Source organism: Halorhabdus sp. CBA1104, assembly GCF_009690625.1.
Taxonomy (GTDB): domain Archaea; phylum Halobacteriota; class Halobacteria; order Halobacteriales; family Haloarculaceae; genus Halorhabdus.
Genome location: NZ_CP033878.1, coordinates 499,515 through 511,743, shown reverse-complemented (window position 1 = coordinate 511,743; position 12,229 = coordinate 499,515). Strand labels below are relative to the sequence as shown.

The window sequence follows — 12,229 nt, the reverse complement described above, 5'->3', positions numbered from 1 at the left end:
ATCGGTTACGTTGTCGTCGAATCAACGATCGATATATCTGTGACAATACCACTGGTGGTTGTGGTTCTCGTCGTGGTGGTCATCCTGCCAACAGTACTGTTCGGGGGCACGCACTTCTACAGAGCATTCCGTCTCGGACAGAACGATCCGGATGATATCCAGACTGTCAAAACAGCCAGCGACGGTCCCGTCGAGTTCACCGGACGGCGGCGAAACTCAACGGGACTGTAACAGGAAAATACGCCGAGCAGACGTGTCTGACGTACGAGTGGGAGCACCATGACAGAGACGCAGGCAGTACGGGTGATAACCGAGAGTCCAATTATCATATCGAAGAGATGGGAACGGAAGGCGAACCGTTTCACGTTCGCGATGAGACCGGAACGGTGGCGGTCGACCCCACAGGGGCGGACCCCAACACACTCGCGACCGAAAGCAGCATTGGGCGTTTTCAGCCGCTCACAGTCGGTGCGTCGGAGGCGTTTCTGGCGGCCGTCAGCCACGGCGGCTCGGTCGGACTCGCGGCACCGACTGCCGTGAAGTCAAACTGATAGGTGATGTATCGAGACGAACTGTTACCGCCGAGGGCGTACGACACCGAGAGATTGCGGACGAGCCCCTCAGCTGTGACGCGAGCAGTGACGTTGAACGCATCGAGCTGGTCACTCCAGTTGCCGGCCGGGCGTCCGCCGACCAAGCGGTACTGGCGCGTTCCAGCCACCTGGATCGGCGTCACGTCGACCGAGTCAAGGGCGAGATAGCGCTCGACTGCCCGTGCCGAGAGCGATCGGAAGCGTGCTGGCGCAGCAGTATCCAACGACCGGCGATCGTATCGGACGTCACCGTCGGCAGAACGGCGAATATATCGATAGTCGCCGTCAGCGTAGACTGCACTGCCATCGAGGAACACGGAGGTGCTGTCACGCCAGAGAACGGGCTCCGAAGCACTGTAGAAGTACTCCGTTGGACTTTCGAAAACGAGGTGCCGATCGGCCTGTTTTCGATCCGTCACGCTACCGAAGCGGGCGCGCCGTTCGTAAGACTCCGTCCAGACGAACGAGCGGTTCCTGAGGGCACTGCGGTGGGCATCCGCTAACACAGCCGACTCGATTGTCCCGTCGGGCGAGATACCGGGGAGGATCGTCGACCCGGGGCCGCTTTCGGGGGCCTCGCTTGGAACAGGAACAGGGCTCAACGTCTCTGTCGGGGTCTCGCCGCCGAAGCCGCTACACCCCGCCAGCGCGATCAGAACCACCATCGCACTGAGACGCCATTCCATACCAACCCTGTAGGGCGCCAAGCCACTAAGTACCGCGGAACGGGCGGAAACTGCCGCCCACAGTTTCGATCGCACACTGGCGTTCGACGGCCTGGCTAGTCGTTCGGGCGAAACTATCATCGCGCTCGATTGGAGGGTCGCGCTCGTAGCGGACACGCTCTACGGAGAACGCCAGTGCCCCTGGCCATTTCGAGAGCGTTAGAATATGGCCAAGCACGATGATCGAAACTGGTCACACAAAGAGAGTTAGATCAGACGGTCCCCTCGTCGTGCTGGCAAACCGGCGCGTCGGAGCCGGGTGGACCCACCGGGGCGATAGCTGAGTCTGCCTGTCGATTGGACCCACTCGAGTCAGCGACCCAAGAACAGTAAGTTTATCTTCGCCACGGGGGAAAGTTCGGGCACGATTACTGTGGAGATGACGGGAACACACGGACAACCGGAGGTGAACATCGGACTGGTCGGGCACGTCGACCACGGCAAGACCACGCTGGTCGAGGCCTTGAGCGGGGAGTGGACGGACCAACACTCCGAGGAAATGAAACGCGGGATCTCGATCCGGCTTGGGTATGCCGATGCGACGTTCCGGAGCTGTCCGGACTGTGGACAGCCAGCCGGCTATACCGTCGCAGAGACGTGTTCGGAGCACGACAGCGAGACGGAGGTACTTCGAACCGTCTCGTTCGTCGACGCGCCGGGCCACGAGACGCTGATGGCGACGATGCTGGCCGGCGCGGCCATCATGGACGGAGCCGTCCTCGTCATCTCGGCGACCGAAGACGTCCCGCAGGCACAGACCGAAGAGCACCTGATGGCACTGGACATCATCGGGATCGACAACATCGTCGTCGCCCAGAACAAGGTCGATCTGGTCGACGCCGAGCGCGCCCGGGAGAACTACCAGCAGATTCAGGACTTCGTCGAGGGGACGGTTGCCGAGGATGCGCCGATCGTCCCGATCAGCGCCGGACAAGGCGTGAACATGGATCTCCTCATCGAGGCCGTCGAAGAAGAGATCCCCACGCCCGACCGCGACCCCGACGCCGATCCCGAGATGCTGGTCGCGCGGAGCTTCGACATCAATCGGCCGGGTACGACGTGGGATTCGCTGATGGGCGGCGTTCTAGGTGGCAGTCTCGTCCAGGGCCGCTTGGCGCCCGACGACGAACTGGAGCTACGACCCGGACGCGAAGTCGAAGAGGAAGGCCAGTCAGAGTGGCGGCCGGTCACGACGACGGCTCGCTCGTTGCAGGCCGGCGGCGAGGGTGTCGAGGAGGTAACACCCGGTGGCTTGCTTGGCGTCGGCACCGGACTCGACCCGGCGTTGACGAAAGGCGATGCACTCGCGGGACAGGTCGCTGGCCCGCCCGGAACGCTGCCGCCGGTCCACGATAGCTTCACGATGGACATCCAGTTGCTCGATCGGATCGTCGGGGAAGATAACGACGATATCGAGGAGATCTCGACTGGTGAGCCACTCATGCTGACGATCGGTACGGCGACGACCGTCGGTTCGGTCACGAGCGCCCGCGACGGGGAGGCCGAAGTCGCCCTGAAGCGCCCGGTCTGTGCCCACGAAGATGCGACGATCGCCATCAACCGGCGGATCGGCGCACGCTGGCGGCTGATCGGCATCGGACGGCTCCGTGGATGACTGCTGTACTGGATACAAACGCCCTGATGATGCCTGTCGAATGTGACGTTCGAGTTTTCGAGGAACTCGATCGGTTACTGGGTGCCGGCCAGCGGCTGGTTCCCCGGGCCGTCGTTGCCGAACTCGACGACCTCTCTGCGGGTGCGTCCGAGGAAGCCACGGCGGCGAGTGTCGGTCGGGATCTCGTCGATCGCTGTACAGTCCGCGATCACGAGGTCGACTACGCTGACGATGCGGTACTGGAACTCGCCACTGCCGAAGAGACCTACGCCGTCACCAACGATGGGCCACTCAAAGAACGGCTGCTGGCCCAAGACGTTCCAGTAATTGGTTTAAGGGGCCGGAACAAACTCGCGATCACTCAACCATAACATGTACAAACGGGTTCGTCTCCGCGATACGGTCGAGGTACCGCCCGAGCATCTGGCGGACGTGACGCCGGAGCTGGTGAAGAAACTACTGCAAGACAAACTGGAGGGTCGCATGGATGAGGACGTCGGCAGCGTCGTCAGTGTGACCGAGGTCCACGACGTCGGTGAAGGGGCGGTCGTCCCCAACGAGCCCGGCGTCTACTACGAAGCCGAGTTCGACGCACTCACGTTCGATCCCCAGATGCAGGAAGTCGTCGACGGCGAGATCGTCGAAGTCGTCAGCTTCGGTGCGTTCGTCGGGATCGGACCGGTGGATGGGCTTCTCCACGTCTCCCAGATCTCCGATGAGTATCTGGCATACGACGAGGAGAACCAGACGCTTGCCTCCCGGGACTCAAACCGGTCGATGACGGTCGGTGACAGCGTTCGTGCACGCATCGTCACCAAGTCTATCGACGAGCGCAATCCCCGTGATTCGAAGATCGGTCTCACCGCAAAGCAGGTGGGGCTGGGCAAGCACGGCTGGCTCGACGAGGAGCGCAAGGAACGTGAGAAGACTGCGGGTGAGAACTGATGGCTGACCGGTACGTCTGTCGGGAGTGTCACCGCGTCCAAGACCAGCCGGAAGTCGAGATCTGCCAGGCTTGTGGATCGAGCTCCCTCACCGAAGACTGGGCAGGGTACGTCGTGATCGCCCACCCAGCAGACAGCGAGATCGCTGCGGAAATGGACGTTAGCGAAGCCGGCAAGTACGCGCTGAAGGTCAGATAGATCGTGACGGACGAGCCATCTACGGAGGCGGAAAGCGGTGCAACTGTTGACGTCAAAAGCGCCGAGTCCCAACCGGAAACCGAGATCGTCCTCGAGTTACCAGATGGGTTGCGAGCCGAACTCAAGGATCCGCTGGGGCCGATCTTCGAGGAGCCAGCGGCCCTGCTTTCGGTTGCCGGCGAGTCGGTGATCGCCGTCGGCGACATGGTAACCTATCATCTCGTCGAAGCTGGCCGTCCGCCAGACGTGGCATTCGTCGACGAGCGGACCGAGCGATCGGCGATCGATAACGGTGTCAGAAAGACGGTCGTCGGCAACGGAGAAGCGTGGTTCGATCGTCGCTTCGAAGTCGCCAATCCCTCGGCGACGCTGACGGTGTCCCTGCTCGAGGCACTCCTCGCGGCGCTCGATGGTGGGCCGCCGACGATTGTTACCGTCTACGGCGAGGAAGATCTGGCAACCCTCCCAGCGATTGTAGCCGCACCGGATGGAGCGAGCGTCGTCTATGGTCAACCGGGCGCAGGGATGGTACACGTCGAGGTCGACACGACGGTCAAAGAGCACTGTCGGTCGCTGCTCGAACGGATGAATGGCGATCCGCCGCGGGCACTGTCGATGCTCGCCGATTGAGCCGGCAGACAGCCCGTAGCCTGTCAGTAGTTTCGCCCGCTCTAATTTCCCTCACCGACAGGATCTAACGATGGACATGGAGGGACAGCCGTCCTCACTGGCGATACGTCCCAGAGAACGACGGCCACTGAGGGAAGCGTGGACTCGATCCGATCGTTGGTCGGGAACGATGATTTAATACCGCAACCTGCGGTAGTTCGGGGGAGATGCTGGAGCTGGAACACGAGTTCCGGGTGGTCGACGTCCACGCCAGACTCGAGCCTGGGGCCGACAGCCGATCAGGTGAGGCCGCCGGCAGTCCGGAACGCCTAGAACGGGAGATGCATCAGGCGGGAATCGTTCGCTCGCTGGTGTTCCCGGACACCCAGACAGACGACTACTTGAAAGCCAACAACGCGATCGCCAGAATGAGTGTCGGGCGCCCGTTCGTGGCCGTCGCCCGCATCAACGGGCCGCGGGACCCAGGGGAGGGGCCAGGATCGCGCCTACGAAATCTCACTGCGAGCCGCGAAGACGAGCACACGTCACCCGCGGATATCGAACAGTACGCCTACGACGACCGGTTCGTCGGATTCAAGCTCCATCCCGAGGCAGACGGACTCCCCGACGAGGCCGTCTTCGAAGCGCTCGAAGACGCGGGCCTCCCGCTGATCGTCCACGGCGGCGAGTCGTTTCCCCCGATGTCGGTCGAAGAGACAATCCTCTCGTACGATATTCCGACGATCGTCGCCCACTTCGGCGGGTACCCGCTCCGACGGGACCGCATGGACGAAGCCATCGCGCTGCTCGATCGCAACGACCAGTGCTATCTGGACACGAGCTTCGTCCGGTTCCGAGAGCCGATCGAACGCGCGCTTCGGGAACACCCGGACCGGATCATGTTCGGGAGTGGGGCACCGTGTGCACATCCAACCGTGGCGATCATGGAGATACTAACGCTCGACGTGCCCGAGGACGCGATGGTGAAAGTACTCTCGAAAAATCCGAGTCGCGTCGTCGACGCCCTGGCGCCGTAGACGCCCCCGAGTCCCTGGTCGCGGTCGTCACCTGGTGTCGTAATCGGTGACGACCCGATCGCGGTGGACGGACCGTCCGTGTGGATTGCGTCGATCTGTGCGATCGCTCGCCCGGGCGACCAGTCCGTCCTTGAACCCGGTAGTGTTCCCAACGAGGACGTCACGGCCACTGGCAAGCCACGCCGAAGCAGGACGCTCACCGTCGAGAAGGTCTCGGAACGTGTCGGCGGCGTCACCGACGGCGTGGCGGCCGAGACGGCCCACGATCGAGGGGCGGACCCCGTAGTTTTTCACGAGGCGATAGGCGAGCGAGCGATACTTCCAGCCCCAGTCTTCCTCCGGACTCCCGCCATCGGCGCCGACGACTGCTTCGACGGCCATCCGGCGCTCGAAAGTCACGTCTCGATCCATCCCGGCGATACGGTGTGAGAGGTCGCGTGCGCCACCGACCGCAAGGTATTCGTCGAATCCGTCGAGGTCGTCGATCAGCTTCCGCGTGACGGCCAGATTGCCGGGGTTGACGTACGTGATCGACCGGCCACAGATGGTGCGTGTTTCGGCATCCTCGGTCGTCTTTCCGGCCCGAACCGGCCGGTGAGTCGGTCCGGTGACGACAGGGGCACGCTGGAAACCGGATTCGAGGGCATCCAGCCAGGAGTCGGTCAGGGACAGTCCCTGATTGAGAAGTGTAATGGCGTCCCCCGAGGCGTACTCGATCCCAGCGTTCCGTGCGGCGTTGACCGAGCGGTCGGCGATCTCGACGAGGACGTCGACATCGTCGCGCTGGCGAACCATACCTGTCGTGCCGTCCGTCGAGGGACCGTTGACGACGATCACCTCGGCGTCGGGCGCGTTGGCGGACAGCGAATCGAGCGTCGCCGCCAGTTGTTCGCGCCCGTTGAGTGTCGGGACGACCACGGACAGGTCCATAGTACGCTATAGCGCTATGGACGAGTAAAAACGTCGCGGGATCGGATCCACCTCAGACCCGACAGTTCCAGTAGGAGACTGACGCCAGTCGATCGCCACCCGGGACCGCACCCACCGCCCGATCGACGCTCCGGAATGCCGAGGCAAGCCCGTCGGGGATCGCTCGGTAGAACCCATACGGCACGATGAAGTCGTGATCTGACCCGACGAGCTCGAGAGCGGCTTCCTCGAGCAAGTTGTCGACTTCCCATCGGGAGTACAGTCGCGACCCCATCGGGAGCGCCCAGTTGTAAACCGATCGGGCACTAAAGCGGTTGAACGTATCGAAGAAGACGACCTCCTTGGAGACCCGCCGCATCTCCGCAAGATACGCACCCGGCGTATCTGCGAGGTGGAAAAACCGCATCGCCACCACGGCGTCGAAGTGATCGTCGGGGAACGGGAGCCGCCCGGCGTCGCCCCGGAAAAACTGGAGATGCTCGTCGACGCCGGCCGCCCGGGCCTTCTCTCGGCCCTGCTGGAGCATCGGTGTCGAGATGTCCAGACCGACGACGTCAGCGCCGCGCTCGGCGAGCATGACGGTAAAGCGGCCGGTCCCGCAGGCAATTTCGAGGACTCGTTTGTCCTCGACGGGGCCGATCGCTTCGAGTACCGCTCGCTTCTCGCGGCGATCGATGAGCCGTCCGCCACCTGAGAATCGCTTGTCCTCGTAGGCCTCGGCGATCTCGTCGGCCTGGTACCACTCCTGTCCTTTCACGCTACTCCGTGTTCACCTCGGGGTGACTAAAACGGTATTGATCGCTATCGCTCTCGACGGGGCGAATGACCTTAAATAAATTAAGGAATTATGTCTTCCATATAGACAAACTTTACCAGTCGCTGCCGGTGACCTGAGAGATATGAGCACGACAGTCGAAGACGGGTCCCGGACGGAAGTCGTCCTCACGGCCGCGGAGTTCCGTGAGCGCCTGCGCGAACTGCCACCGAGCGCAAAGTTGATCGCGAAAGTTCTGGAGACGGACCAGCCACTCTCGCAGGGCGAACTCGCCGAAGAGTCACTCCTGCCCGATCGGACCGTCCGGTACGCACTGAATCGGCTGGAAGACGCCGAACTCGTTTCGGCTCGGTACAGCTTCCGTGACGCCCGCAAACAGGTGTACTACCTGACCAGCGAGTGAACCGGCCCCGGTCGCGGCCCGACGCGTTTTTCTCCCCTGATCGGATACCGGTTGTATGACGCTCGAATCCGAGTTGGCCGCCGCCCGCGAGTTGGACGTGGGTGAGATTGCCGAGGCTGTGCACCGAATCGGCTTCGAGTGTACGCGCTGTGGGCACTGCTGTCGCGGGATGGGCGAGGAGCATACGGCGACGGTCTTTCCCGACGAAATCCGAGCGGTTCAAGCTTCCGAGGAGTACGACTGGCGGGACGTCGCTCGCCCGATGCCGTTCGGACTCGCGGACGACGACCCGAGTGGCGATACCTTCGAGTGGGCGCTCCAGACCGACGTTTGTGGTGATTGTACGTTCTACGACGCCGACGGCGAGGCGTGTTCGATCTACGACGATCGACCGCTCCTCTGTGAGACCTACCCGTTCAGTATCACACTCGGCGAGGACGATGTCGGTACGAGCGAGCCGATGGGCAGCGTTGTCGACACCGATGGCCCAGTCCGTGCCCACGAGTGTGAAGGACTCGGCCGGGATATCACGCGGGAAGAAGCCGAGGAACTGGCGGCAACCCTCAAAGAGCGGGCGATTCGAGAACTCGAAGAGGCTATCGCGGTCCGGGACAACTACGAGCCAGTCGACGCCGATGGCGTAGTCGTCCACGATTCGGAGGGGCAGAAACGACCGGACGGGACGTCCCTGGATGGATCACGATGACTGCCGAGCCACACCGTCGATAGCGCGTCACTCCGGGAAGATTTCGTCCTCGCGTTGGATACTGTCGATCGTCTCGTGATCCGCCGGATCGAGCGTCAGGTCTGGGGCCTCGCGATTCGCACGCAGGTGCGTTTCCCTGCTCGCTTTCGGGATCGTGACGAGATTATCCTTTGCAGTGAGCCAGGCGAGACAGACCGCCTGCGGTGTCACATCGTGTTTGTCGGCGATCTCGACGACTTCGGGGATGTCGTTCGCTCGCCCGTTTGCCAGCGGCGAATATGCTACGAGATAGTAGTCGTGGGCCTGGGCGTCCGCGAGTGCCGCCGTTGGCTGGTACAATGGGTGGTACTCGACCTGATTGGCGAAGATCGGTACCGCCAGGTATTCACGGGCGGTTTCGAGTTGTTCGACGGTGAAATTCGAGACGCCGACGTGTTCGATCACGCCCCGCGCCCGGAGGTCGTCGAAGGCCGGCAACGTCGTTTCGGGGTCGTAGTCACCACGGGGTCGGTGGACAGACAGCAGATCGACGTTCGCCAGTCCCAATCGGTCCAGACTGGCCGCCGTCGATTCCTCGATGCTCTCTGGCCCAAGCTTGTCGATCCACACTTTCGTCGCCACGAAGAGGGCGTCTCGATCGAGCGCCGATCGTTCGATCCCCTCGCCAACGATGGACTCGTTGCCGTAAATCTGGGCCGTATCGAGGTGGCGGTACCCGAGCTCGATCGCTGTCTCGATCGTCGCGGGGTCGTCGATACCCATCGTCCCGAGGCCAACGGCCTGGAGGTCGTCCATACGCCCTCTCTCGCCCAGCCACGCTAAAAGTCCACTGCCAGGGCGGTAACTGTCCGATTGAGCCGAGTTACCGACACTCTCTACCGGGGATGGCGTCGTCAAGTTCTTTAGGGAGGGCGCCGACGCCGCGAACGGAGGATTGACTGTGGAAATCTCAGAGAAGCTCTTGTGTCTGTTCAGTGCGGAAGTGACGGCCGAAGACGACCGATACGTCGTCGAAGTCCCTCGCCGGGAAATCGAGACCGGCTCGATCGATCCCGGGGACACCTACCGGGTTGCGGTCATCTCCGGCGACGCGGAATCGGCCGAAGAACAGCCGACCAGCGAGGGGCCACCGTCAGAGCCCCAACCGCCGGTCGAAAACGGCGAAATCAGGTACGTCGAAATCGAAGACATCGGCAAGCAAGGCGACGGTATCGCCCGTGTCGAGCGTGGCTACGTCATCATCGTCCCCGGTGCTGACGTGGGTGATCGTGTCAAAGTCGAAGTCACCGAAGTCAAGTCGAACTTCGCCGTCGGCGAGATCATCGAAGAAGACATCTAAGCCCCTCCCTCCTGTTTTCCCGCCTGTACCAGACCGGACCGGACGACGGGCCGCTCACCGCTATAATCGCGATACCGTCGAATGAAAATCGACAGACAGCAGCCGGTTTAACCGACTGTACCAAATCCCCTAAACCGGTCTCGGCCGAACTAGCAGATATGAGTGTTCGAACCGTCGGTGACAACGAAACCCAGCCGCTCTCGAAGAAACAACGCCGGATCCTCGAGTATCTTCGTGGCAACGCCGACGACCAAACGTACTTCAAATCACGGCTCATCGGCGAGGAACTCGACTTATCGGCCAAGGAAGTCGGGACGAACATGACGGCGATTGCGGAGGGCAACTTCGACATCTCCGTCGAGAAGTGGGGGTACTCCTCGTCGACGACCTGGATGGTCGACGCCTGAGAGCGTCGCGTTATGTTTCATAAGAGATGTGCTCGTCGGCAGTGGCCGCAAAAGCGATGGCGTCCGGGCCAAACGAGTCCGCGTACTGAACGACGAGCAACAGGAGCGTCTCGGGCTGTCTGAGTTCGTAGCCGTCTTCTCGCGTCAGGAGACCTGCTTCTTCGAGTCGCCCGGCGTGTTTGCTGACGGTCGGGGTCGAAACGTCTAGGCGATCGGCAACCTCACTGGCGGTCGCATCCGGTCGTTCGAGGAGAGTGACGATCATCCCGCGTGGCGTCTCACGACGGAGATACCCCAGGGCAGTTCGCTCGAAGGCGTCGAAGCGGTCGGCCGGGAAGAACCGCCGATACTCCCCGTCGCGCTCGCTTTCGATCGTCCCCTCGGTGAGTAGCTGGCGGAGGTGGTGCTGGGTCTCGCCCGTTCCCAGTTGCAAATCGTCGCGAATCTTCGAGAAGTGTGCCCCGGGCGTCCGCGAGAGATAGCCGGCGATGGCATCCGGGGCAGTGCTGTCGCTTCCTGAATCAGCGAGGGCAACGAGCGGGCTGGCGGCCCCCAGTGCCGCGAATCGACGAAGCGTCGCCCGCTTGCTCTCGTCGACTGGCTCGTCGGCCATTATCGGGGAAGACGGTACCGAGTGACAAAACGGCTTCGCCTCTGGTCAGCTGTCGTCGGCTTCGAGGTCGGCGTCCATCTCCTCGATCACTTCGTCGGGGTTCTTGATGTCGGCCGTTTCCGCGCCGGATTTGACTGCCTGGGCCTGCTCTTCCATCTCTGCGACGTCCACTTCGGCTTCCTGATCGATCTGGCCGAGGATCTTTTCGATGTCGTCCAGGCCGAGCATCTCGCGGGTCTGTTCGTCGAAGTCGAGGCCTTCGAGCATCTCGCTGTCGGTCTGGGTGTCTGAACCCGTCAGGTGCTTGCCGTACCGGCCGACGAGCGACGTCAGTTCCTGTGGCAGGACGAACTTCGTCGACTCGCCTTCGCCGATCGTTTCGAGGGTCTCCATCCCACGTTCGATGACCGCCCGTTCGCCCATCGACTCGGCGGATTTGGCGCGCAGGACGGTCGAAATTGCGTCACCCTGGGCTTCGAGGATCTGGCTCTGCTTTTCACCCTGGGCACGGATGATGTTCGATTGCTTCTCACCCTGGGCCTCCTCGACGGCGGAGCGGCGTTCACCCTGGGCTTCGAGGATCATGGCGCGGCGGCGGCGCTCGGCGGAGGTCTGTTGCTCCATGGCCTGCTGGACGTCCTTGCTCGGGTTGACCTCCCGGACTTCGACGCTCTCGACGCGGATGCCCCACTCGTCTGTGGGTTCGTCGAGTTCCCGGCGGATCTTGGCGTTGATCTCCTGGCGTTTGTTCAGCGTGTCGTCCAGTTCCATGTCGCCAAGGACGGCCCGCAGCGTCGTCTGGGCGAGGTTCGAGACAGCCCGTTTGTAGTCGTCGACTTCGAGGAACGCCTTCTTTGCGTCCATGACCTTGATGTAGACGACGGCGTCGGCGGTCACCGGGGAGTTGTCCCGCGTGATCGCTTCCTGGCGCGGGACGTCTAAGGTCTGTGTCCGCATGTCGAAGGTGTGAGTCGCCGAGACGAACGGGGGCACGAACGCGATCCCGGGTTCGAGGAGCTTCCGATACTCCCCGAGGACGGTGAGGGCTTTCTTCTCAGTCGCGTCGGTAATGACGACCATCTGCCAGACGGTCACCACGGCAATGGCCAACAGTATTAATCCGACAATGGGGATGATCCCCATTTCTCCCAGTTGGAGCGGTATAATTGGAAGCATACGTGAGAACTTTGTCGGACCGAGCCAAAAGTGTTGGCCTCCCAAGTAAACCATCGACACGCCAGGTTCTCACCCACGAAACAGTCACTCCACCCAGCCGATCACGCGCCAGAAGGATGCCGGCGATAACGCGTCGTTTTTACAGAGCTGGGCCATACG

Annotated in this window: 16 protein-coding genes; 10 read left to right on the top strand and 6 right to left on the bottom strand. The window is 62.2% G+C overall.

Annotated elements, in window-relative coordinates; genetic code table 11:
- Positions 1-451: 451 nt before the first annotated feature.
- Entirely contained in the window at positions 452-1,279 is an 828-nt protein-coding gene (locus Hrd1104_RS02730) for a hypothetical protein (protein WP_154551307.1), read from the bottom strand.
- A gap of 418 nt (positions 1,280-1,697) precedes the next feature.
- Here Hrd1104_RS02730 and Hrd1104_RS02725 point away from each other — a divergent pair, with 418 nt between their 5' ends.
- From Hrd1104_RS02725 to Hrd1104_RS02700, 6 genes are all read left to right on the top strand, one after another.
- A complete protein-coding gene (locus Hrd1104_RS02725) occupies positions 1,698-2,933 on the top strand; it encodes a translation initiation factor IF-2 subunit gamma (RefSeq protein WP_154551306.1) in 1,236 nt (411 codons plus the stop codon).
- Positions 2,930-3,304 carry a PIN domain-containing protein gene (locus Hrd1104_RS02720; RefSeq protein WP_154551305.1) on the top strand — a complete coding sequence of 125 codons (375 nt, stop codon included), beginning with the start codon at positions 2,930-2,932 and terminating at the stop codon, positions 3,302-3,304. Before Hrd1104_RS02725 ends, Hrd1104_RS02720 begins: the two co-directional genes overlap by 4 nt.
- A 1-nt stretch (position 3,305) precedes the next feature.
- Positions 3,306-3,878 (top strand): DNA-directed RNA polymerase, encoded by a 573-nt coding sequence (locus tag Hrd1104_RS02715; protein ID WP_154551304.1) that lies wholly within the window; start codon positions 3,306-3,308, stop codon positions 3,876-3,878.
- Positions 3,875-4,075 carry a transcription elongation factor subunit Spt4 gene (gene spt4 / locus Hrd1104_RS02710; RefSeq protein WP_154551303.1) on the top strand — a complete coding sequence of 67 codons (201 nt, stop codon included), beginning with the start codon at positions 3,875-3,877 and terminating at the stop codon, positions 4,073-4,075. Before Hrd1104_RS02715 ends, spt4 begins: the two co-directional genes overlap by 4 nt.
- Before the next feature lie 84 nt (positions 4,076-4,159).
- Positions 4,160-4,705 carry a GTP-dependent dephospho-CoA kinase family protein gene (locus Hrd1104_RS02705; protein ID WP_229770589.1) on the top strand — a complete coding sequence of 182 codons (546 nt, stop codon included), beginning with the start codon at positions 4,160-4,162 and terminating at the stop codon, positions 4,703-4,705.
- A 206-nt stretch (positions 4,706-4,911) separates the two neighbouring features.
- The gene (locus Hrd1104_RS02700; RefSeq protein ID WP_154551301.1) at positions 4,912-5,721 is read left to right on the top strand and encodes an amidohydrolase family protein; all 810 of its coding nucleotides are present in this window, start codon (positions 4,912-4,914) and stop codon (positions 5,719-5,721) included.
- A gap of 27 nt (positions 5,722-5,748) precedes the next feature.
- Here the strand turns inward: Hrd1104_RS02700 and Hrd1104_RS02695 are convergent, their stop codons facing one another.
- Entirely contained in the window at positions 5,749-6,651 is a 903-nt protein-coding gene (locus Hrd1104_RS02695) for a glycosyltransferase family 2 protein (protein WP_154551300.1), read from the bottom strand.
- Between the two features lie 52 nt (positions 6,652-6,703).
- Positions 6,704-7,408, bottom strand: coding sequence for a class I SAM-dependent methyltransferase (locus tag Hrd1104_RS02690; RefSeq protein ID WP_154551299.1), 705 nt, complete (start codon positions 7,406-7,408; stop codon positions 6,704-6,706).
- 142 nt (positions 7,409-7,550) lie between these two features.
- Here Hrd1104_RS02690 and Hrd1104_RS02685 point away from each other — a divergent pair, with 142 nt between their 5' ends.
- Positions 7,551-7,829, top strand: coding sequence for a helix-turn-helix domain-containing protein (locus tag Hrd1104_RS02685; RefSeq protein ID WP_154551298.1), 279 nt, complete (start codon positions 7,551-7,553; stop codon positions 7,827-7,829).
- A gap of 55 nt (positions 7,830-7,884) precedes the next feature.
- Entirely contained in the window at positions 7,885-8,535 is a 651-nt protein-coding gene (locus Hrd1104_RS02680) for a YkgJ family cysteine cluster protein (RefSeq protein ID WP_154551297.1), read from the top strand.
- A gap of 27 nt (positions 8,536-8,562) precedes the next feature.
- Here the strand turns inward: Hrd1104_RS02680 and Hrd1104_RS02675 are convergent, their stop codons facing one another.
- On the bottom strand, positions 8,563-9,330 hold the full coding sequence (locus Hrd1104_RS02675) for an aldo/keto reductase (RefSeq protein WP_229770516.1): 768 nt from the start codon (positions 9,328-9,330) through the stop codon (positions 8,563-8,565).
- Positions 9,331-9,475: 145 nt separating this feature from the next.
- On the opposite strand from Hrd1104_RS02675, the gene Hrd1104_RS02670 reads away from it, so the two are divergent.
- Positions 9,476-9,874 carry a TRAM domain-containing protein gene (locus Hrd1104_RS02670; protein WP_154551296.1) on the top strand — a complete coding sequence of 133 codons (399 nt, stop codon included), beginning with the start codon at positions 9,476-9,478 and terminating at the stop codon, positions 9,872-9,874.
- Positions 9,875-10,032: 158 nt separating this feature from the next.
- Positions 10,033-10,281, top strand: coding sequence for a hypothetical protein (locus tag Hrd1104_RS02665; RefSeq protein ID WP_154551295.1), 249 nt, complete (start codon positions 10,033-10,035; stop codon positions 10,279-10,281).
- Between the two features lie 10 nt (positions 10,282-10,291).
- Here the strand turns inward: Hrd1104_RS02665 and Hrd1104_RS02660 are convergent, their stop codons facing one another.
- Both Hrd1104_RS02660 and Hrd1104_RS02655 read right to left on the bottom strand, forming a co-directional pair.
- Positions 10,292-10,894, bottom strand: a complete 603-nt coding sequence (locus Hrd1104_RS02660) for a MarR family transcriptional regulator (RefSeq protein ID WP_154551294.1) — start codon at positions 10,892-10,894, stop codon at positions 10,292-10,294.
- A 45-nt stretch (positions 10,895-10,939) separates the two neighbouring features.
- A complete protein-coding gene (locus Hrd1104_RS02655) occupies positions 10,940-12,070 on the bottom strand; it encodes an SPFH domain-containing protein (RefSeq protein ID WP_154551293.1) in 1,131 nt (376 codons plus the stop codon).
- Positions 12,071-12,229 lie beyond the last annotated feature (159 nt).

Bases quoted from the DNA above. Each gene is read 5' to 3' on its own strand.
- Hrd1104_RS02730 (WP_154551307.1), bottom strand. From the start codon at position 1,279: ATGGAATGGCGTCTCAGTGCGATGGTGGTTCTGATCGCGCTGGCGGGG.
- Hrd1104_RS02725 (WP_154551306.1), top strand. From the start codon at position 1,698: ATGACGGGAACACACGGACAACCGGAGGTGAACATCGGACTGGTCGGG.
- Hrd1104_RS02720 (WP_154551305.1), top strand. From the start codon at position 2,930: ATGACTGCTGTACTGGATACAAACGCCCTGATGATGCCTGTCGAATGT.
- Hrd1104_RS02715 (WP_154551304.1), top strand. From the start codon at position 3,306: ATGTACAAACGGGTTCGTCTCCGCGATACGGTCGAGGTACCGCCCGAG.
- Hrd1104_RS02700 (WP_154551301.1), top strand. From the start codon at position 4,912: ATGCTGGAGCTGGAACACGAGTTCCGGGTGGTCGACGTCCACGCCAGA.
- Hrd1104_RS02695 (WP_154551300.1), bottom strand. From the start codon at position 6,651: ATGGACCTGTCCGTGGTCGTCCCGACACTCAACGGGCGCGAACAACTG.
- Hrd1104_RS02685 (WP_154551298.1), top strand. From the start codon at position 7,551: ATGAGCACGACAGTCGAAGACGGGTCCCGGACGGAAGTCGTCCTCACG.
- Hrd1104_RS02680 (WP_154551297.1), top strand. From the start codon at position 7,885: ATGACGCTCGAATCCGAGTTGGCCGCCGCCCGCGAGTTGGACGTGGGT.
- Hrd1104_RS02675 (WP_229770516.1), bottom strand. From the start codon at position 9,330: ATGGACGACCTCCAGGCCGTTGGCCTCGGGACGATGGGTATCGACGAC.
- Hrd1104_RS02665 (WP_154551295.1), top strand. From the start codon at position 10,033: ATGAGTGTTCGAACCGTCGGTGACAACGAAACCCAGCCGCTCTCGAAG.
- Hrd1104_RS02660 (WP_154551294.1), bottom strand. From the start codon at position 10,894: ATGGCCGACGAGCCAGTCGACGAGAGCAAGCGGGCGACGCTTCGTCGA.
- Hrd1104_RS02655 (WP_154551293.1), bottom strand. From the start codon at position 12,070: ATGCTTCCAATTATACCGCTCCAACTGGGAGAAATGGGGATCATCCCC.